A 23,609-nucleotide genomic window follows, 5' to 3' on the forward strand; every position below is an offset into this window, starting at 1 on the left:
CGTGGCTGGGAGTCGCTGATCATGGCGGATGAGAAGAAGCTGCTCGAGAACCTCAAGTTCGTCACCGGCGAGCTGCGGGTCGCGCGGCGCAAGCTGCGTGAGGCGGAGGAGCGGGCGGCCGAGCCGATCGCGATCGTGGCGATGAGCTGCCGGTTCCCCGGCGGCGTCGAGTCACCCGACGACCTGTGGCGGCTGGTCAGCGAGGGCCGTGACGCCATCGGCCCGTTCCCCGGTGACCGCGGCTGGGACCTGGACTCGCTGTACGACCCCGACCCTGACACCGTCGGCACCAGCTACGGCCGCACCGGCGGCTTCCTGGACAGCGCCACGGAATTCGACGCCGGGCTGTTCGGGGTGTCACCGCGTGAGGCGACCGCGATGGACCCGCAGCAGCGGTTGCTGTTGCAGGCGTGCTGGGAGGCGTTGGAGCACGCGGGCATTGATCCGACGTCGCTGCGGGGTGAGTCGGTCGGTGTCTTCGCTGGCACCAACGGTCAGGACTACGCCAGTGTGATCGCCGCTGACCCTGAGGCCGCGGAGGGCTATCTGGCCACGGGTAGCGCCGCTAGCGTCCTTTCTGGACGGATTGCGTACTCGTTCGGGCTTGAGGGTCCGGCAGTCACTGTGGACACGGCCTGCTCGTCCTCGCTGGTCGCGCTGCACCTGGCCATCCAGTCGCTGAAGGCGGGCGAGTGCCGGCTGGCGCTGGTCGGCGGTGTGACCGTCATGGCGACCCCGGCGGCGTTCATCGAGTTCAGCCGCCAGCGCGCGCTCGCACCGGACGGGCGGTGCAAGGCGTTCGGTGCTGGCGCGGACGGAACCGGCTGGGGCGAGGGCGTTGGCGTCCTGGTGGTGGCGAAGCTGTCTGACGCACTCGCCGCAGGGCATCGGATCCTGGCCGTGGTGCGGGGGAGTGCGGTCAATCAGGACGGTGCGTCCAATGGGCTGACTGCGCCGAATGGTCCTGCGCAGCAGCGGGTGATTCGGGCGGCGCTGGCCGACGCGGGCCTCGCTCCGTCTGATGTGGACCTGCTGGAGGCGCACGGAACCGGCACCCGACTCGGGGACCCGATCGAAGCCGAGGCGCTGCTGGCCACCTACGGCCGCGACCGCACCGAACCGCTGTGGCTGGGCTCGGTGAAGTCCAACATCGGCCACACCCAGGCCGCCGCCGGTGTCGCAGGCATCATCAAGGCCGTCATGGCCCTACGCCACGGCATCCTCCCCGCCACCCTCCACGCAGACACCCCAACGCCCCAGGTGAACTGGTCCACCGGCGCCGTCTCACCCCTCACGACGAACCGCCTATGGCCCACCCTCGACCGCCCCCGCCGCGCCGCAATCTCCTCCTTCGGCGTCAGCGGAACCAACGCCCACACGATCCTCGAGCAAGCCCCAGAACCAGAACCGCTCCCGACGGCCACCGACCCCAGCGCCGTACCACTGCTGCTCTCCGGCCGCACCGAGGAAGCCCTCCGCGCCCAAGCAGCAGCATTGCGCGTATCCGGCTTGCTCGATACGGCGTTTTCGCTGGCCACGACGCGGGCGGCGCTGGCCTATCGTGCGGTTGTCGTTGCCAGGGATGCGGCGAGTGCTGATGCGGCGTTGGCTGAGATTGCCGCCGGTGGCGTGCCCGCGTCTGCTGAGTTCGGGGTTGAGACGCCGGGCAAGTTGGCGTTTCTGTTCACCGGGCAAGGCTCGCAGCGGGCGGGGATGGGTGCGGGGCTGCGCTCGTTCGAGGTCTATCGGGCCGCTGTCGACGAGATCAGTGCTCGGTTGGGGTTTGACGAGGCGGACCTGGAGCAGACCGGGAATGCCCAGCCTGCGTTGTTTGCCTTGCAGGTAGGGCTGTTCCGCCTTCTGGAGTCGCTCGGTGTCCGGCCGGATCTGTTGCTCGGCCACTCCATCGGTGAGGTCGCCGCCGCGCATGTCGCCGGGATCCTCTCGCTGGAGGACGCCTGCGCCCTGGTTGGCGCGAGGGCTCGGCTCATGCAGGCCCTCCCCACCGGCGGTGCCATGCTGGCCGTCGAGATCTCCGAGGCTGACCTGCTCCGCGAGTTTCCCGGCGGTCTCCCTACGGGTGTAGACCTTGCGGCGGTCAACTCGGATCGGTCGGTTGTGCTCTCGGGCGACCAAGAGGCCGTCGACCTCGTGAAACACCGGTTCGCTGACCGGCGGGTGAAGGCCCTGGCGGTGTCGCACGCCTTCCACAGCCACCTGATGGACCCCGTGCTGGACGAGTTCCGGCGGGTGGTCGACCGGCTCACCTTCGCCGCCCCGGCCATTCCCGTGGTGAGCACGTCGACCGGCGACCCGAGTACGCCGGAGTACTGGGTCCGCCAGGTCCGCGAGACGGTCCGCTTCGCCCCGGCCGTGAGCGAGGTCCGCAGACGAGGCGCCAACCGGTTCCTGGAGTTGGGTCCGGACGGCATCCTCAGCGCCCTAGTCGATGATGGTGCGGTCCCCGTGGTCCGATCAGGACGGGACGACCAGGTCTCGCTGCTGCACGCCCTCGGCCGCGTCCACACCCTCGGTTCGCGCGTCGACTGGGCCGCGCTTCTGCCTGGCGGCAACAGGATCGACCTGCCGACCTACCCCTTCGAGCGCGTTCGCTACTGGCCGCGCCCCTCCGCCCGCGCTGACGTCACCGCCGCTGGTCTGGTCACCGCCGAGCACCCGATGCTGGGTGCTGCCGCTCCCCAACCGGATGGCGGACACCTGTTCACCGGCCGCCTCAGCCCGACCACGCACGGCTGGCTCACCGACCACCAGATCCAGGGTGACGTGCTCGTCCCCGGCACCGCCTTCGTCGAACTGGCCCTGCACGCGGGTGACCAGGTCGGCAATCCCGTCCTGGACGACCTGACCATCTCTGCCCCGCTGCCACTGGCAAACGCTGTTCGCATCCAGGTCAGCGTTTTGCCGCTGGCCGATGACGGCACAAGGTCGGTCGAGATCCATTCCAGTGTGGATGGATCGGACTGGACCCGGCACGCCGAAGGACGGCTGTCCCAGGCCGCCACATCGTCCTCACTGGAATGGCCACCAGCAGGCGAGCCGGTCGACCTAGACACCTTCTACGCAGCGGCCGCGGACAACGGATTTGGCTACGGCCCCCTCTTCCAAGGCCTCCGCGCTGCCTGGCGGACCGACGGCGCGTACTACGCCGAGGTCGCACTCCCCGAGTCCGCGCACCGCGACGCCACCCGCTTCGGCCTGCACCCCGCGCTGCTCGACGCCGCCCTCCACCCGACCGGCCTCGATCCCGCCAAGGCAGGCCTCCCGTTCGCCTGGTCTGGCGTAACCCTCCACGCCACCGGAGCGACCGGCCTCCGCGTCGCCATCAAGACCACGGGGACCGACACCTACTCCTTGGTTGCCACCGATCCCGCGGGCGCTCCGGTCATCACGATCACCACGCTGACCCTGCGCAGGCCCGCCCAACGCGACGCGGACCTGTTCGCCGTCGACTGGACGCAGGTGTCGGTCGCGGAATCCGCCAAGTCGGTCACGCGCGGCAACCCCGAGGACTGGACCTCCGCCGACGCCGCGCTGTGGCAGATTCCTTCGGGTGATGTCCAGTCCACTGTGGTCGATGTGCTCGCCGGGCTCCAGGCCTGGCTCGCCGACGACCGGTTCGCCGCATCAATCCTCGTCCTGCACACACGGAACGCAGTCGCAGCGCTACCGGGCGACGAGATCGCAGACCTGGCAGGCGCCGCAGTCGGTGGCCTGGTCCGATCGGCCCAGTCCGAACACCCCGGCCGCCTCCTGCTTCTCGACTCGGACAACGAGCCAACGGACGACCTCATCGCGTCCTTGCTCGACCTGGACGAGCCACAACTCGCCGTGCGCGGTGGTGAGGTATACGCACCCAGGCTGGCCCGTGCGACCGGCCTGCTCCCGCTGCCCACTACCCCGACCTGGCGCCTAGACCCGAGCGGCGACTCCCTCGACGCGCTAACCCTGGCACCCATCACAGTGGACGCTCCCGGCCCCGGCGAAGTCCAGATCGCGGTCCGGGCGACCGGCGTCAACTTCCGTGACGTCCTCATCACCCTCGGCCAGTACCCGGAACGCGCGCTGCTCGGCTCCGAGGGCGCGGGTGTGGTGACTGCCGTCGGGTCCGATGTGGACTTGAAGCCAGGCGATCGCGTATTCGGCCTGTTCGTTGGAGGTTTCGGCCCGTCGGTCGTGGTCGACCGGCGGATGGTCGCGCGGATGCCGGACGGCTGGACGTTCGCCGAGGCCGCGACCGTCCCGATGGCATTCCTCACCGCCTACTACAGCCTGGTCGACCTCGCGGGCCTGCGGCGAGGGGAGCGGGTGCTCGTCCACGCTGCCGCCGGTGGGGTCGGCATGGCGGCCGTGCAGGTCGCGCGGTATCTGGGCGCCGAGGTCTTCGGGACCGCGAGTGCCGGGAAGTGGCACGCGACGGGACTCGACGACGAACACCTCGCGTCGTCGCGGGACCTCGGGTTCGCGACCAAGTTCCCGACCGTCGATGTCGTGCTCAACGCCTTGGCGGGCGAGTTCATCGACGCCTCCGTGGGAATGCTCGCCGAGGGCGGCCGGTTCATCGAGATGGGCAAGGCCGATCTGCGCAACGGACTCCCGGGCTACCGCGCGTTCGACTTGAGCGAGGCCGGGCCGGACCGCCTCCAGGAGATGCTCGTCGAGGTGCTGGACCTGTTCGCGCGCGACGTGTTCACGGTGCTGCCGTGGCGGGCCTGGGACGTGCGGGAAGCGCAGGCGGCCTTCCGGTTCGTGGGTCAGGGAAAGCACATCGGCAAGAACGTGCTCACCATCCCACGGCCAGTTGATCCACAGGGGACGGTCCTCATCACCGGCGGTACCGGCGTGCTTGGGCGGATCATCGCCGACCACCTGGCTGCCGAGTACGGGGTCACGAAGTTCGTCCTCACCAACCGCAGCGGCACGGGTGACGTGCCCGGAGCGCGGATCGTCGCCTGCGACATGGGCGACCGTGACGCCGTGGCCGAACTCCTCGCTGGGATCCCGGATCTCACCGGTGTCATCCACGCCGCTGGCATCGCCGACGACGGCATCATCGACTCGCTTACACCGGATCGGGTCGCTGTTGTGTTGGCCCCGAAGGCGACTGGCGCCACGGTGCTGGACGAGCTGGTCGGTGACGTCCCGCTGTTCGCTCTGTATTCGTCGGCGTCATCGGTCTTCGGCTCGCCAGGGCAGGCGAACTACGCCGCCGCGAACGCGGTCTTGGACGCTGTCGCAGTCCGCCGCCGGTTCCGGGGCCTGCCCGCTGTGTCGATGTCCTGGGGCCTGTGGGCGACCGCCAGTGCCATCAGCGGATCGCTCGACACCGTCGACCTCGCCCGCGCGACCCGCGTCGGACCGGCCCTCACCGAGGCACAAGGCTTGGCCCTGTTTGACGCCGCCCAGCGCGACGGCCGATCGCACCTGGTCACCCTCGCGTACGACCCGGCGACCGCGCGCAAGCTTGCCCCTGTTCCGGCTCTGCTGCGCGGACTTGTGCAGGCACCCCGTCGCGCGGTACGTGCCGGCTCGGTCGACCACCTGCGCACCCTCGGACCTGCTGAGGCGGGTCGCGCGCTGCTCACGACCGTGCGCGCCGAGATCACCGCCGTCCTCGGCCACACGACGACCGACACCGGCCGCCCGTTCAAGGAAATGGGCTTCGACTCGCTCACCGCCGTCGAGTTCCGCAACCGGCTCAACACCGCGACTGGCCTGCGCCTCCCGGCCACCGCGATCTTCGACTACCCGACGCCCACCGCGCTCGTCGACCACCTGGTCTCCTTGCTTCCCAAGCAGGAACGACGTGCGGCTGTGGTCGAGCGGCGGCAGTCGACGGACGAGCCGATCGCGATCGTCGGCATGGCCTGCCGATTCCCGGGCGGCGTCGACACCCCGGACGACCTGTGGGACCTCGTCGTGCAGGGTCGCGAGGGCATCGGCCCGTTCCCGACCGATCGCGGCTGGGACCTCGGCGCGCTCTACAACCCGGACGCCGACGTGGTGGGCACGACATACGCCCAGGCAGGCGGGTTCCTGGACGACGTTTCCGGTTTCGACGCGCGGCTGTTCGGGGTGTCGCCCCGGGAAGCGACCGCGATGGACCCGCAGCAACGGCTGCTGCTGGAGTCCACTTGGGCGGCGTTCGAGGATGCCGGGATCGACCCCAACACCGTGCGCGGGTCCCAGACCGGTGTTTTCGTCGGGGTCGCGCATTCCGGCTATGGCGTGGGAATCGCGTTGCCGGAGGGGGTTGAGGGGCACTTCCTGACCGGCAGCTCGACCAGCGTGGCGTCGGGCCGGTTGGCGTACTTCTTCGGACTTGAGGGTCCAGCGGTCACTGTGGACACCGCGTGTTCGTCGTCGCTGGTGGCACTGCACTTGGCTACCCAGGCGCTGCGGTCGGGCGAGTGCTCGATGGCTGTGGCCGGTGGCGTGACGGTCATGGTGGGTCCGGGCATCTTCACCGAGTTCTCCCGCCAGCGCGGGTTGTCGGCGGACGGCCGGTGCAAGTCGTTCTCGGCCGAGGCTGACGGGACCGGGTGGTCCGAGGGCGTTGGCGTGCTGGTGGTGGAACGCCTGTCGGACGCGGTCGCCCGTGGTCATAGCGTCTTGGCAGTCGTGCGCGGGTCGGCAGTGAACCAGGACGGCGCGTCGAACGGCTTGACCGCACCCAATGGTCCCTCGCAACAGCGGGTGATCCGATCGGCTTTGACGGCAGCGGGGTTGGCATCGTCCGATGTGGACGCGGTTGAGGCCCATGGAACCGGCACTGTGCTCGGTGACCCCATTGAGGCCCAGGCGTTGCTGGCGACCTACGGGCAGGCCCGGGTCGACCCGCTGTGGTTGGGGTCGCTGAAGTCGAACATCGGGCACGCCCAAGCGGCGGCTGGTGTCGCCGGGATCATCAAGATGGTGCAGGCGCTGCGGCACGGGGTGCTGCCGCCGACCCTGCACGCCGACGTTCCGTCTCCGCACGTCGACTGGGCGTCAGGCTCGGTGTCCCTGCTGACGGAGTCGCGACCGTGGGCCCGTGGGGATCGGCCGCGTCGGGCCGGGATCTCGTCCTTCGGGGTCAGCGGCACGAACGTGCACACGATCATCGAAGAGGCCCCGCTGGTCGATGAGCCCGCGACCGTTGAGCCAGGGCACCCGGTGCCGATCGTGGTCAGTGGTCACTCGCCCCAGGCACTCGCCGCCCGGCTGGACCAGGTGCGGGAGCGTGTCGACTCGATCAAACCGGTCGACCTGGCCCGTGAACTCGCCACCCGCGCCCGCCACCCGCACCGCGTCGCCTTCGCCGCGACCACCCCGGCCGACGTGGTCGACGGCCTGACCTCCGCCGTGCCCGCAGTGGCCGCTGGTGAGGTCGCGTTCCTGTTCACCGGCCAGGGTGCGCAACGTGCGGGTATGGGGTCTGAACTGCGGGTGTTCCCGGTGTTCGCCGACACCTTCGACGCCGTGCGCGCCCGGCTTCCGTTCGATGACGCGGCCATCGACGAGACGGGCAATGCCCAGCCCGCGATCTTCGCCCTCCAAGTGGCGCTGTTCCGGTTGCTGGAGTCCTGGGGCGTCCACCCTGATGTCTTGATTGGTCACTCCATCGGCGAGGTGGCCGCTGCCCACGTCGCGGGGATCTTGTCCCTCGATGACGCCTGCACCCTGGTCTCGGCGAGGGCCCGGCTGATGCAGGCGCTCCCGGCTGGTGGCGCCATGCTGGCGGTCGAGATCTCCGAGGCCGAACTGGCGGTGGGGTTCCCGGACGGCTTGCCGGTCGGGGTCGATCTGGCGGCGGTGAATTCCGATCGTTCACTTGTCCTATCGGGGGATCGTAGGATTGTTGAACTGTTGGAACGTAGTTTTGTTGAACAATCGCGGCGGGTGAAGTCGCTGGCGGTGTCGCACGCGTTCCACTCGCACCTGATGGGCCCGATGCTGGCCGAGTTCGAGCAGGTGCTGAATGGACTCGCGTTCGCCACTGCGGTGATCCCGCTGGTGAGCACGTCGACCGGGGATCCGAGCACGCCGGAGTACTGGGTCAGGCAGGTCCGCGGCACGGTCAGGTTCGCCGACGCGGTGCGCACGGCGGGGGCGGACACCCACGTCGAACTCGGGCCGGACGGCGTGCTGTCGGCGTTGGTCGAACACGGCATCCCGACTCTGCGGGCAGGCCGAGGTGAGGTTGACACCGTGCTCTCCGCTGTCACCGGAGCCCACGCACGCGGCGCCAGTCTCGACCTCGCCGCGCTCATTCCCGCTGGTGGCCGGGCCGCGCTGCCGACCTACCCGTTCCAGCGCGAGCGGTTCTGGCTGCAGCACACGCCCACCGTCCCCCCGTTGGACAACTACCGCGTCACCTGGGCTGAGATCGACCCGAAGCCCGTCGACGGCGTGTGGCTCGTCCCCAGCGACCTCCAGGCCCCACTCCGCGCGGCAGGCCTGACGATCACCGACGATCTGACAGCAGCGACCGGCGCGGTGGTCGAACCAGACATTGCTGACATCCCCGCCCTGCTCAACGACACTCCCGTCCCGCTCTGGGTGATCACCCGCGGCGACACCCGGGCCACCGCCCAGATCTGGGGCCTCGGCCGGGTCGCCGCCCTCGAACACCCGCAGCGCTGGGGCGGCCTCATCGACCTGCCGGAGACCCTGGACGACCAGGCGATTCGACGGTTGGCGGCGGTTCTCGGCGGGGCGCAGGACCAGGTGTCCATCCGGCCAGACGGGGTGTTCGCCCGTCGACTCACCAAGGCCGACACCGCAGCCGCGACGTGGCATCCACAAGGGACGGTCCTGGTCACCGGCGGCACCGGGGCACTTGGCGCCCAGGTGGTCCGGCACCTCGCGGCCCGGGGCGTCCGCGTTGTGGTCGCCAGCCGCACCGGACTTGCCGCGCCGGGAGCCGCCGACCTGCCTGCCGAGGTCGTGACCTGCGACGTCACCGACCGGGACGCCTTGTCCGCGTTGCTCGCGACGCACCTGGTGGCGGCTGTCGTGCATGCCGCCGGTGTCGGCGAGGACGCCCCGCTGGCTGACCTCATCCCAGATCGACTCGCCACCGTGCTGCGCCCCAAGGCTGACGCGGCTTGGCTTCTGCACGAGCTGGCACCTGAGGCCCACCTCGTCCTGTTCTCCTCGATCGCCGGGGTGTGGGGAAGCGGTGGCCAGGCCGCCTACGCCGCCGCGAACGCCGACCTCGATACCCTCGCCGAGCACCGCGCCGCCGCAGGCCTTCCCACGACATCGATTGCCTGGGGTCCCTGGGCCGACGCTGGCATGGCCGCTGGTGAGGCCGCCGCATACCTCCAGCGCCGTGGTCTACGCCCGTTGAGCCCCGCCCGAGCCCTGGCCGCGATGGACGCCGCTATCGCCAGCCCGCACCCCACCCACGTCGTCGCGGACGTCGACTGGCCTACCTTCTTGGCGGCCTTCACCTCCGCCCGCCCGAGCCCCCTGCTGGCCGAGTTCGCCGCGCCCACGCCGACGACCGACAACACCGAGTTCGCGGCAAAGGTGGCCGCGATGTCCACTGTGGAGGGGAAGCGCTCGGTTCTGGACCTGGTGACCACGACCGTCGGCAGCGTGCTCGGCTACCGCGACGCCGTCGACCCGTCGGCGACCTTCCTCGACTTGGGCTTCGACTCGCTCACCGCGGTCGACTTCCGCAACCGCCTCACCGCGGCGGTCGGCTTCGCCCTGCCGTCGACCCTGATCTACGACCACCCGACGGCGATCGCCCTTGCCGACCACCTGCTGGAGCGGGTCGGATCGCCAGCCCCTGAGGTCACGGTCATCAGGCGCGATGTCAGCGGTGACGACCCGATCGTCGTCGTGGGCATGGCGTGCAGGCTCCCGGGCGGGGTCACCTCGCCGGACGAGCTGTGGGACATGGTCGTCGAAGGCCGGGACGGTGTTGGTGCGTTCCCGGTCGACCGGGGGTGGGACCTCAGCGGCGCCGACTTCCCGCTGGTCGGCGGGTTCGTGCACGACGCCAGCGGGTTCGACGCCGAGCTGTTCGGGATCTCGCCGCGGGAAGCCGTGGCGATGGACCCCCAGCAGCGGGTGCTGCTCGAAGCCAGTTGGGAAGCGGTCGAGCGAGCGGGGATCGACGCGGGCACGGTCCGGGGGACGCGAGGTGGCGTCTTCGTCGGCGCTTCCGGCTCGGGGTACGGGTTCGCGCAGGACTCGGCGGAGGGCGCGGGCCACCTGATCACGGGGACGGCGACCAGCGTGATCTCCGGTCGCGTCGCGTACACCTTGGGGCTCGAAGGTCCGGCGCTCACTGTGGACACTGCGTGTTCCAGTGGCCTGGTGGCGTTGCACCTCGCGGCACGCGCGTTGCGGCACAACGAGTGCGACTTTGCGATCGTCGGCGGCGTGACGGTCATGCCGAGCCCTGCCGGGTTCGGTGAGTTCGCCAAGCAGGGCGGGCTCGCGCCGGACGGCCGGTGCAAGGCGTACGCGGAGGCCGCTGATGGCACCGGCTGGTCCGAGGGCGTCGCGGTTGTCATCGTCGAGCGACTGTCGGACGCACTCGCCAAGGGCCACACCGTGCTGGCGGCGGTTCGTGGATCGGCGGTCAACTCCGACGGCGCTTCGAACGGCTTGACGGCACCCAACGGTCCCGCGCAGCAGCGGGTGATCCGGGACGCGCTCGCCGATGCCGGGATCGCCGCGTCCGAAGTAGACGTTGTGGAGGGTCACGGGACCGGCACTCGGCTCGGTGATCCGATCGAGGCCCAGGCTTTGCTGGCCACCTACGGGCAGCACCGGGAGCGGCCGCTGTGGCTGGGGTCGGTGAAGTCCAACATCGGGCACACCCAGGCCGCGTCCGGGCTGGCCGGGCTGATCAAGACCATCCAGGCCATGCGGCACGGGGTGTTGCCCAGGACCCTGCACGTCGATACGCCATCGTCGCATGTGGACTGGGCTGCTGGCGATGTCCGGCTGCTGGCGCAAGAGCAGCCTTGGCCATCGGTCGACCGCCCTCGCCGGGCTGGTGTCTCGTCGTTCGGGATCAGTGGCACCAACGCGCACGTGATCGTCGAGTCGGTCCAGCCTGAGGTCGCCGCCGAGCCCGAGCGGGAGTCAACGCCGGTGGTGCCACTGGTGCTGTCGGCTCGGAGTGCTGTGGCGTTGCGTGCTCGGGCCGCTGACCTGCTGCAGGTTGACGCTGAACCGCTGGACGTGGCGCACTCGTTGGTGACCACGCGGGCCACATTGGACCATCGAGCCATCGCGCTCGACAGCTCTGCGTTGATGGGTCTGGCTGAGGGGGTCGAGGCGCCTGGGCTGGTGACGGGGATCGCCGCGCCCGGTCGGCTGGCGGTCCTGTTCACCGGTCAGGGGTCGCAGCGCTCGGGCATGGGCCAGGCGCTGCGGGTGTTCCCGGTGTTCGCGGCGGCGTTCGACGAGGTCGTGGCCCGTGCGCCGTTCTCCGACGAGGCCATTGACCAGACCGGCAACGCCCAGGTCGCGTTGTTCGCGCTCGAGGTCGCCCTGTTCCGCTTGGTCGAGTCCTGGGGTGTCCGACCGGACGCCTTGGTCGGCCACTCCATCGGCGAGTTGGCCGCCGCGCACGTCGCCGGGATCCTGTCCCTGGACGACGCGTGCACCTTGGTGGCGGCCCGCGCTCGCCTCATGCAGGCCCTGCCCTCCGGCGGCGCCATGCTGGCCGTTGAGATCGCCGAGCCCGACCTCGCAGCCGAGTTCCCCGATGGCCTCCCGGCAGGCATTGACCTCGCTGCGGTGAACTCCGATCGTTCACTTGTCCTATCGGGGGATCGTAGGATTGTTGAACAGTTGGAACATAGGTTTGTTGAACAATCGCGGCGGGTGAAGTCGCTGGCGGTGTCGCACGCGTTCCACTCGCATCTGATGGACCCGATGCTGGACGAGTTCGCGCAGGTCGTGCGGGGTCTGTCGTTCAACCAGCCGCGGATTCCGGTAGTGGGCACGTCGACTGGGGACCCGAGCACGCCGGAGTACTGGGTGCGGCAGGTCCGGGAGACCGTCAGGTTCGCGGACGCGGTCAAGGGCGCGCGCGGTCTCGGGGTGACCAGGTTCCTGGAGCTCGGCCCAGACGGGGTACTGACCGCTCTGGCGCGGGAGAGCGGCGACGGGGTGTTCGCGGCCGGGTTGCGGGCGGGACAGCCGGAACCGGACTCGCTGGTCCGCGCTGTGGCGACCCTCCACGTCCACGGCATTGACGTCGACTGGAGTGCCCTCCTCCGCGGCGGCCGCAAGATCGACCTCCCCGTCTACCCGTTCCAGCGCAAGCACTACTGGCTCGGCGCCGACCGCCTCCCCGCCATCGAGAGCTGGCGCTACTCGGCCGAGTGGGAACCGCTGCCCGCCTCGACTGACCCCGGTGACGGCCGGTGGTTCGTGATCGGCCAGGTTCCCGACGACATCGCGGCGGCGGTCACGACCTGCGACGATCTCGCCGAGGCGACCGGCATCCTCCGCTTGGCCGACTCACCGGCGGATGTGCTGTCCGTTGTGGACGCCGAGTTGCCGGTGTGGGTGATCACCAGGGACGCGCTCGGCAGCGTCGATGGCGCCGCTACCTGGGGCCTCAGTCGGGTCGCCGCGCTGGAACTCCCGCACTGGCGCGGGAGCATCGACCTCCCACCCGTCCTGGACGACCACACAGCCACCCTGTTCCGCGCTTCCCTAGCCGGGGATGAGGATCAGGTCGCGATCCGCCCCGATGGCGCCTTCGCGCGCAGGCTCCGCCGGGCCGCGCTCTCCGCCGCCGAGCCGTGGCGCCCGAAGTCCGTGCTGGTCACCGGTGGTACAGGTGCCCTTGGTGGACACGTCACGCGCTGGCTCACCGCGCGTGGGGTCGACAAGATCGTCCTTGTCAGCCGCAGTGGACCGGGCGCACCCGGGGCCAACGACCTCCGAGCCACGGTTGTCGCGTGTGACGTGACTGATCGCGAGGCGCTCGCGGCCGTGCTCGCCGAGCACCCGGTCGACGCGATCATCCACACCGCTGGGGTCATCGACGCGGCACCGCTGGTCGAGACCACCCCAGAGCGGCTCGCCGATGTGGCGCGCGCGAAGGTCACCGGCGCGGTCAACCTGCACGAACTCGCCCCGGACGCCCACCTCGTGCTGTTCTCCTCCATCGCCGGGACGTGGGGCGCGGGCGGGCAAGCCGCGTACTCCGCCGCGAACGCCGCACTCGACGGGCTCGCCGAAAACAGGCGCGGATTGGGTTTGCCGGTCACCAGTGTGGCGTGGGGGCCGTGGGCTGGTGCGGGCATGCTCACCACGGACGGCGCGGAGGACTACCTGCGTCGTCGCGGCCTGCGGCCCATGCGGCCCGACTACGCCCTCGCCGCTCTCGCCCAGGCACTCGACCACCCGACCACCGCCGTCACCATCGCCGACGTCGACTGGCCTCGCTTCACCGGCACCTTCACGGCGGGACGTCCCAGTCCACTGTTGACAGACTTCATCCCTGTGATCGAGCCGCAGGTTCGTCCGGTCGCGGTTCGCAAGGACCTGGTGGTGTTGGTCCGCACCGAGGCCGCCGCGGTGCTGGGGCACGACTCCGTCGACGTCATCGCCGCTGAGCGGGCGTTCGCCGACCTCGGGTTCGACTCGCTGACCTCCGTCGAACTGCGGGACCGGTTGGCCGAGGCGACTGGAGTGGCGCTTCCCGCTGGCCTTGTCTTCGACTACCCGACGCCCGCAGCGCTCGCCGCCTTCCTCGCTGGCGGATCCACTGTGGACGAGCACGTCGCGGCAGTGCCGGTGGACGACCCGATCGCCATCGTGGCCATGGCCTGCCGGTTCCCGGGTGGTATCGATACCCCCGAAGACCTGTGGGACGCGCTCGTCAGTGAGCGGGACGCCACGGGGCCGTTCCCGGCCGACCGCGGGTGGGACCTCGCCAACCTGGTGAACCCGGACCCGGGTAACCCGGGAACTTCCTATGTGGACCGAGGTGCGTTCCTGGTCGACCCGGCGCGGTTCGACGCCGACCTGTTCGGGATCTCACCGCGCGAGGCCGTGGCGATGGACCCCCAGCAGCGGGTGCTGCTGGAGGCGACCTGGGAGGTCTTCGAGCGCGCGGGCATCGACCCGAGGTCGCTGCGGGGAAGTCGGACCGGCGTGTTCGCGGGCACGAACGGGCAGGACTACACCCGGCTCACGCTCGCGGTCGATGTGCCCGAGGGGCATGTCGCCACGGGTGGCGCCGCGAGTGTGATGTCGGGGCGAGTGGCGTACGTGTTCGGGCTGGAAGGCCCGGCGCTCACTGTGGACACTGCCTGTTCGTCGGCGTTGGTGGCTCTGCACCTGGCAGCACAAGCGGTGCGCAACGGGGAGTGCGGGCTCGCGGTGGCCGCCGGTGTGACGATCATGGCGACACCGGGCGCTTTCATCGAGTTCAGCAGGCAGCGCGGGCTCGCGGCGGACGGGCGGTGCAAGCCGTTCTCTGAGGCTGCGGACGGCACCGCGTGGGGCGAGGGCGTTGGCGTCCTGCTGGTGGAGCGGCTATCGGACGCTCGCCGCAACGGACACCCGGTGTTGGCAGTGCTCGAAGGCTCAGCGGTGAACTCTGACGGTGCTTCGAACGGGCTGACCGCGCCGAATGGCCCGTCGCAGCAACGCGTTATCCGTGCCGCTCTTGCGTCCGCGGGTCTCCGGTCATCCGACGTGGACGTCGTGGAAGCGCACGGAACGGGAACCACGCTGGGTGATCCGATCGAGGCTGAGGCGCTGCTGGCGACCTACGGGCGTGACCGGTCGGAGCCGTTGTGGCTGGGGTCGGTCAAGTCGAACATCGGGCACACCCAGGCGGCGGCCGGTGCCGCGGGCGTGATCAAGACGGTGCTGGCGCTGCGGCACGAGACCCTGCCCGCGTCCCTGCACGCGGACACGCCGACTACGCACGTTGACTGGTCGACTGGTTCCATCGAACTGCTTGCCGCCGCACGGCCCTGGCCCGTGGGTGAGCGGACCCGCCGGGCGGGTGTCTCGGCCTTCGGGATCAGCGGGACCAACGCGCACGTGATCATCGGCGAGGCACCGGGCGCACCGGCGGTAACGCGAGGCATCCCTGCTCCCGTTGCTGTGCCGTGGCCGGTTTCGGGTCACTCGGCGTCTGCGCTGGCTGCTCAGGTGACGCGCTTGAGCTCGGTTGACGCTGACAGGGTCGACGTCGCGCACACGTTGGCGGCGCGGGCTGCTTTGCCGCACCGGGCGGTGTTGCTGGGTGATCGGACCATCACCGGAAGCACGCGGGGGCTGGGGTTCTTGTTCACCGGCCAGGGTTCGCAGCGTGCGGGTATGGGAGCTGGCCTGCGGGTGTTCCCTGTCTTCGCTGAGGCCTTCGATGCTGTGCGCGCGCGGGTTCCGTTCGATGACGCGGCCATTGATGAGACGGGGAACGCCCAGCCCGCGATCTTCGCCCTCCAGGTGGCGTTGTTCCGGTTGTTGGAGTCGTGGGGGCTGCGTCCCGATGTGCTTGTGGGGCATTCGATCGGTGAGGTTGCTGCCGCGCACGTCGCGGGCATTCTGTCGCTGGACGACGCGTGCACTCTGGTGTCGGCTCGGGCTCGCCTGATGCAGGCGCTGCCGTCGGGTGGGGCGATGCTGGCTGTGGAGATCTCCGAGGCCGAGTTGGCGGTGGAGTTCCCGGATGGCCTGCCGGTTGGGGTGGATTTGGCGGCGGTGAACTCGGATCGTTCACTTGTCCTATCAGGGGATCGTGGGATTGTTGAATTGTTGGAACGTGGGTTTGTTGAACAATCTCGGCGGGTGAAGTCGTTGGCGGTGTCGCACGCGTTCCACTCGCACCTGATGGATCCGATGCTGGATGAGTTCGCGCGGGTCGTTCGGGGGTTGTCGTTCAGCCAGCCGGTGATTCCGGTGGTGAGTACGTCGAGTGGGGATCCGAGTACGCCGGGGTACTGGGTGCGGCAGGTCCGGGAGACGGTGCGGTTCGCCGGTGCGGTCGCGGGTGTCGCGGGACCGACGGCGTTCGTGGAGTTGGGGCCGGACGGTGTCCTGTCGGCGCTGGTCGACGCTGGGGTTCCGGTGCTGCGACGGGACCGGGATGACGTCGAGACGGCCATGGCGGCGGTAGCGCACGCGTTCACCACCGGTGCCGATCTTGATTGGTCGGCGGTGTTCGCCCCTTGGGGCGGGAAACTCGTTGACCTGCCGACGTATCCCTTCCAGGGTGAGCGCTACTGGCAGCGGGTCACGGCGACCAAGCCCGCGGGCCTCCGCTCGGCGGATCACCCCCTGCTCGCGGCCACCATCGCTCCGGCGGCTGGCACGCGGACGTTGTTCACCGGAGTCATCTCCACGGCCACCCACCCCTGGCTCGCTGACCACCGCGTCCACGGCACGGTGATCGTTCCCGGGACCGCTGTCCTGGACCTCGTCCTGCACGCGGCCGCGACCACCGCGACGCCTGCTGTTGACGAGTTGACCTTGCACGCCCCGCTCGCCCTGGAAGGTCCGACCGAGCTGCAGCTGGCGCTCGACGGCACGATCGTCACGCTCCACGCCCGCCTGGGCGATGGTGACTGGGTTCACCACGCGTCGGCGACGCTCACCGCGCCGTCGACACCAGCTGCGATCCCTGCGGCGGACGGGGCAGAAGTCGACCTCGCTGACCACTACCCGGCCCTGGCTGAGGCTGGCCTTGTCTACGGGCCTGCGTTCCAAGCTCTTGCTGCCGTACGACTTATGGAGTGTGCCAGCGAGTCGGAGTGGTTGCTGCACAGCGAGATCCGGGCGTCCGTCGCGATCGAGGATGGCGCGCGCTTTGGGGTGCACCCGGCGTTGCTCGACGCGGCTATCCAGGCTGTCGCGGCGGCTGAACCTGGTGGCCCGGCTCGGGTTCCATTCGTTCTCAGTGGCGTCACGCTGCATTCGGCTGGTGCGTCTCGGCTTGTCGTTCGTATCGTTCCGACCGGTCGCGACACCGTGCGGATGCACGCGGAGGACCTGGACGGCCGCCCGGTCATCACGATCGAGTCGCTGACCCTTCGGCCTGCCGTGGCTCCTCGGGCGGGCAGCCTGTTCGAGATCGAGTGGCAGCCCACTGACTTGGCGGGGATTCGGCCGGACAACGTGTGCCGACCCTCTACTGTGGAGGAAGCGCTCGCGGCGATCCTGGATTGGCTGAACCGAGACGCCGGGACGCTGGCTGTGGTGACAGAGGGCGCGGTCGCGGCGGTTCCGTCGGACACGATCGCTGACCCGGCGTCCGCGGCTATCTGGGGTTTGGTCCGCTCGGCGCAGTCGGAGCACCCGGATCGGTTCGTACTCGTCGACACGGACGGTGAGCCGGTCGTCATTGCTGGCGAGCCGCAGGTTGCTGTGCGCGCCGGGGCCGCGTATCTGCCGCGACTCGTGCGCGCTCGACCGATGATCACGTTGCCGGATGGCCCGTGGCGCTTGGTTCCCGGCGGGAGCACCCTTTCCTATCTGCGGGCCGTGGAGGTGCCGCTTGTCGGGCTGGAGCCTGGTGAGGTCCGGGTGTCGGTTCGCGCTGCTGGGGTCAACTTCCGGGACGTGCTGATCACTCTGGGCACGTATCCGTCGCGGGCCGACCTTGGCTCGGAGGGTGCTGGGATCGTCACGGAGGTTGGGGCTGGGGTCACTGACCTGCGGGTCGGCGATCGGGTGTTCGGTCTCGTCGGTGGCGGGTTCGCGCCCAGCGTCGTCGTGGACCGGCGGTTGCTCGCGTCCATTCCGGACGGTTGGTCGTTCGCCGAGGCTGCTGCTGTTCCGATGGCGTACCTCACGGCGTACTACGCGCTGGTCGACCTCGGTGGACTGGCGGCTGGTGAGCGGGTGTTGATCCACGCGGCCGCCGGTGGTGTGGGTGGCGCGGCTGTGCAGATCGCGCGGCACCTCGGCGCTGAGGTCTTCGGCACGGCCAGCCCGGCTAAGTGGGGTGCGACCGGGCTTGATGACGCCCACCTCGCGTCGTCGCGGGACCTGGGGTTCGCGGCGAAGTTCCCCGAGGTCGACGTCGTGCTCAACGCGCTGGCGGGTCCGTTCATCGACGCTTCGGCCGGGTTATTGCGGTCGGGCGGGCGGTTCTTGGAGATGGGCAAGGCCGACCTGCGCACCGGGATCGCCGGGTACCGCGCGTTCGACCTGTGGGACGCCGGTCCTGAGCGCTTGCGGGAGATGCTTGCTGAGGTCATGGGGCTTTTCGCTGGAGGCGCGCTTTCGTTGCCGCCGGTCCGAGCCTGGGATGTGCGCAACGCGTCAGCCGCGTTCCGCTTCGTCGCGCATGGTGTTCATGTCGGCAAGAACGTGCTGGTGGTGCCGCAGGGAATCGCTCCACATGGGACTGTGCTGATCACCGGTGGTAACGGTGCACTTGGGACGTTGCTCGCTCAGCATCTCGTCGCCGAGCACGGGGTCGGCGAAGTTGTGTTGGCCAGCAGGAGCGGGGTGGGGCCGGATCTTGGCGCGGCTGTGCGGCACGTGGCCTGCGATGTGGCTGACCGTGCTTCGGTGGCCCGGCTTGTCGATAGCCTCCCCGACGTGACCGCTGTCATCCACGCGGCTGGCACCACTGACGACGGCTTGGTGCAGTCGCTCACTCCGGACCGGCTTCGGTCGGTGTCGGCCAAGTCCGAAGGCGCGCTGCACCTGGCGGAGTTGGCGGGCGACGCGTTGCTGGTGCTGTACTCCTCGGTTGCCGCGACTCTCGGCACGCCTGGTCAGGGCAACTACGCCGCCGCCAACGCCGTCCTCGACGCCGTCGCCCACCACCGTTCCGCCCGAGGCCTTCCCACGGTGTCGATCGCCTGGGGCTTGTGGGACCGCGCCAGCACCTTGAGCAGCCACCTCGACCCCACCGCCCGCGCCCGCGCCACCCGCCTAGGCACTCCCCTCTCCGACACCGACGGCCTGAACCTCTTCAACACCGCCCTCCATCACGGCCACCCCCACCTCATCGCCGCCGCCCTAAACCCCACCCACCTCACCACCGACGCCCCACCACTCCTCCGCGGCTTCGTTCCCACCCCCAGGAAACCCGCCCCTCCGGCACGCCTGGATGCCAAGGTCTACGGCTCCGAGCCGTCACTCGCCATCGTCCGAGCTGAGGTCGCTGCGGTCCTAGGTCACTCCACTCCGGACAGAGTCGACCCGACTCGGCCTTTCACCGAACTAGGTTTCGACTCCCTCACCGCCGTCGAGCTTCGAAACCGCCTCACGACCGCCACCGGGCAGCGCCTTCCCGCCACCCTCGTCTTCGACTACCCGACCCCCGCTGCTCTCGCCGCCCACCTCGATGCCACCGCCGATGTGATCGGCTCCGAGGATGCTTTCGACAACCCAACCCTCGTCGGACTACCTGGCACCGGAGCAGGAATTGTGCGGACGCCGGTGGATGAGCCGATCGCGATTGTGGCGATGAGCTGTCGGTTCCCCGGAGGCATTGAGTCGCCGGAAGAGTTGTGGCAGATGGTGGTTGACGGAGGCGATGCGGTGGCGGCGTTCCCGGGGGATCGGGGGTGGGATCTGGATGAGTTGCTTCATCCGGAGACCGGCACCAGTGATACCGACCGTGGTGGCTTTGTGTTGGGGGCGGGTGAGTTTGACGCTGCGCTCTTTGGGATTTCGCCGCGGGAGGCGTTGGCGATGGATCCGCAGCAGAGGTTGTTGCTTGAGGCGGCCTGGGAGGTCTTCGAGCGCGCTGGCATTGACCCGACATCGCTGGCCGGGACGGACGCAGGCGTGTTCATCGGGGCCGCGGCGTCGCTGTACGGGGCGGCGGTGCGGTCGTCCGAGGTTGAGGGGCACCAGATGACCGGCACCGCGACCAGCGTGGCGTCCGGTCGGCTGGCGTACTTCTTCGGCCTCGAAGGCCCAGCGGTCACTGTGGACACCGCGTGCTCCAGCAGCCTGGTGGCGCTGCATTGGGCCGCCAAGGCACTGCGGTCCGGCGAGTGCTCGTTGGCCCTCGTCGGCGGCGTCGCGGTGATGGCCACCCCTGGGATGTTCACCGAGTTCTCGCGGCAAGGCGGGCTGGCGGCGGATGGTCGCTGCAAGTCGTTCTCCGCCGACGCCGACGGCACCGGGTGGTCCGAGGGCGTCGGTGTCCTGCTGGTCGAGCGGCTCTCGGACGCCTTGGCCAACGGCCACCAGGTGCTGGCCGTCGTGCGCGGCTCCGCCGTCAACCAGGACGGCGCGTCCAACGGCCTGACCGCCCCGAACGGCCCGTCCCAGCAACGGGTGATCCGCGCGGCCCTGCGGTCGGCGGGGCTCCAATCGTCCGATGTGGACGCTGTGGAGGCCCACGGAACCGGAACGGTGCTAGGCGATCCCATCGAGGCGCAAGCCCTCCTCGCCACCTACGGCCAAGACCGCGTCGACCCGCTGTGGCTGGGATCCCTCAAGTCCAACATTGGCCACACCCAGGCCGCGGCAGGCGTGGCCGGGATCATCAAGATGGTCCAAGCGCTGCAACACGAAGTCCTGCCGCGAACTCTGCACGCCGACACACCCTCCGAGCACATCGACTGGGAGTCCGGCGCGGTCTCCTTGCTGACCGAGTCGCGTCCCTGGGTGCGCGGCGATCGTCCGCGCCGCGCGGGTATCTCGTCCTTCGGCGTCAGCGGCACCAACGTGCACACGATCATCGAGGAAGCCCCCGCCCACGCCAAACGGCCCACCCCGGCAGACCCCACGCCTGCGGTGATCCCACTGGTCGTCTCCGCAGCCACCCCGGCCGCCTTGGACGCCCAGGTAGCCCTCGTCCGTACCGTCGACGCGCCCCAGGTCGAGGTTGCCCGAGCCCTGGCGGCGACCCGCGCCGACCTCCCGCACCGCGCCGTCCTGCTCGACCCTCAAGCCCCACTCGTCGCCACCGGCATCGCAAGCCCCGGCCGCCTCGTGTTCCTGTTCACCGGCCAGGGTTCGCAGCGGGCAGGCATGGGGCAAGACCTCCGTGTCTACCCCGCTTTCGCCAAGGCCTTCGACGCCGTCCGCACCCGGATCCCCTTCGACGACGGCGCGATCGACGAGACCGGAAATGCCCAGCCCGCGATCTTCGCCCTCCAGGTGGCCCTGTTCCGGCTCCTGGAGTCCTGGGGCGTGCGACCTGACGTCCTGGTCGGCCACTCCATCGGCGAACTAGCCGCCGCCCACGTCGCCGGGATCCTTTCCCTCGACGACGCCTGCACCCTGGTCGCCGCGCGGGCCCGCCTCATGCAGGCCCTGCCCTCCGGTGGCGCCATGCTGGCCGTGGAGATCTCCGAAGCTGACTTGGCCGCCGAGTTCCCCGAGGGCCTTCCTGCGGGCGTCGACCTCGCCGCGGTGAACTCGGATCGTTCACTTGTCCTATCGGGGGATCGTAGGATTGTTGAACTGTTGAAACGTAGGTTTGTTGAACAATCTCGTCAGGTGAAGTCGCTGGTGGTGTCGCACGCGTTCCACAGCCACCTGATGGACCCCATGCTGGCGGAGTTCGCGAAGGTCGCGCGCGGGCTATCGTTCAACAATCCCACAATCCCGCTGACCAGCACGTCGACCGGGGACCCGAGGACGCCGGAGTACTGGGTCAGGCAGGTCCGCGAAACCGTCCGATTCGCCGACGCCGTGGCTGGCCTCGCGGACGCGACCTTCCTGGAGTTGGGCCCGGACGGCGTGCTGTCGGCCCTGGTCGGGAGCGGCGCGCCCATGCTGAGGGCCGGGCAGGACGAGCCGACCACCGCGATCACTGCCCTGGCCTCGGCCCACGTCCGCGGGGCATCCGTGAACTGGACCGCCGTCCTCGGTGATGGGCCGCGCGCGGTCCTCCCCACCTACCCGTTCGACCGCACCCACTTCTGGCTCACTGCCGAGCCCACGACGGCCGAAGACTGGCGCTACCGGGTCGACTGGACCGAGGTCGCCCCAGAACCCGCGACTGGCCACTGGCTCGTCGTCGGTGACAACGATCCCGCCATCGTCCAGGCACTCCGCAAGACGGCCGACGTCACCGAGGTCCGCGTCGACCAGGTAGCCGACACCCCGGCCGACGGAATCCTGGTCCTGCCGAGCGCGGCCGAGACCGTCCTCTCTGTACTCAAGGCAAACCCCGTCGCACCCGTCTGGGCCGCCACCCGTGACGCCCGCACCGACCCTGACCAAGCACGGGTCTGGGGTCTCGGCCGGGTCGCCGGTCTCGAACGCCGCTGGGGCGGACTCATCGACATCGACGGCGACCCCACCACGCTTCCCCTGTCCGGCAACGAAGACCAGCTCACCCTCCGCGACGGCCGAGTGCTCGCTCGCCGCTTGGTCCGCGCGCCGAAGCCCGCCGGAACCCGGTGGACCCCCGACGGCCCGGTCCTGATCACCGGCGGTACCGGCGCCCTCGCCGCGCACGTCGCCCGCTGGCTCGTCCGCCGCGGCGCCACCCACCTGGTGCTCACCAGCCGTCGCGGCCCGGACGCGCCAGGTGTCGCCGCACTGGTGTCCGAGCTGGGCGTCCGCGTCGACGTGGTTGCCTGCGACGCAGCCGACCGGGACGCGTTGGCCGCCTTGGTCGCCGAGTACCAGCCGACCGTGGTCGTGCACGCCGCGGGGGTCGCGGGAACCACCCCGATCGCCGATCTCGATGACCTCGCCACGACCCAACGCGCCAAAGTGGATGGTGCTCGCCATCTCGACGAACTCCTCCCCGACGCGCACTTGGTCCTGTTCTCGTCCATCGCGGGCGTGTGGGGCAGCGGCGGGCAGGCTGCCTATGCCGCCGCGAACGCCGCGCTCGACGCCCTCGCCGCTCGACGCCGCGCCCGGGGGCAGAAGGCGACCGCTGTGTCGTGGGGTCCCTGGGCCGACGGTGGTCTCGCCTCGGGCGACGCCGAGTCCTACCTGCGTGAACGAGGTCTGACGCCGATGTCTCCCGCCCGCGCCGTCGCCGCGCTCGGGGAGGCCTTGGCGGCCAACGAGACCCAGGTCGTCATCGCGGACGTCGACTGGGACCGGTTCCTGCCCACCTTCACCGCGACCCGACCCAGTCCGCTGTTGGCGGCGTTCCAATCAGCCCCGACCGACGCGGGCGGGCTCACCGACTTCGCCACCCGCTTGTCCACCGCGACCCCGGCCGAGCGTCAACGCGCGTTGCTCGACCTGGTCCGCCGAGCCGCCGCGGAAGTGCTCGGGCACACGTCGACCTCAGCTGTGTCCGCGCGCGCCAGCTTCGCTGATCTGGGCTTTGACTCCCTCACCGCGGTGCGCGTGCGAACCAAGCTCGCCGAGGCCACCGGGCTCGACCTCCCTACGGGCCTCGTCTTCGACTACCCGACACCGGTGGCGCTCGCCGACCACCTCGCCGACGAACTGGCCTTCGACCATGAATCGCTCCCTCCGGCCACCCACTCCCTCGCCCGGCCTGACCCGGAGGAAGCCGAGATCCGCCGCGCGCTGGCCGAGATCCCGCTCGACCGGCTCCGCGCGGCGGGAATCCTCGACCTGCTTCGGGTGGTCCCCGAACCGTCCACCACGGACAGTGTGGACAGTTCGGACATCGACCTGATGGACGTCGACGCCCTCATCCAGTCCGCTTTAGACAATCCGGGTGCGTGACCCGGTGAGCCTCCCGCCAG

General features: G+C 70.0%; 1 protein-coding gene. It reads left to right on the forward strand.

The annotated features are described in order from the left end of the window. Window positions 1–21: 21 nt before the first annotated feature. Window positions 22–23,589: a type I polyketide synthase gene (locus LV79_RS10115; protein WP_253834423.1), complete on the forward strand. Its 23,568-nt coding sequence runs from the start codon at window positions 22–24 to the stop codon at window positions 23,587–23,589. Window positions 23,590–23,609: the final 20 nt, after the last annotated feature.

Origin of the sequence: Actinokineospora globicatena, from assembly GCF_024171945.1 — a bacterium.
Taxonomy (GTDB): domain Bacteria; phylum Actinomycetota; class Actinomycetes; order Mycobacteriales; family Pseudonocardiaceae; genus Actinokineospora; species Actinokineospora globicatena.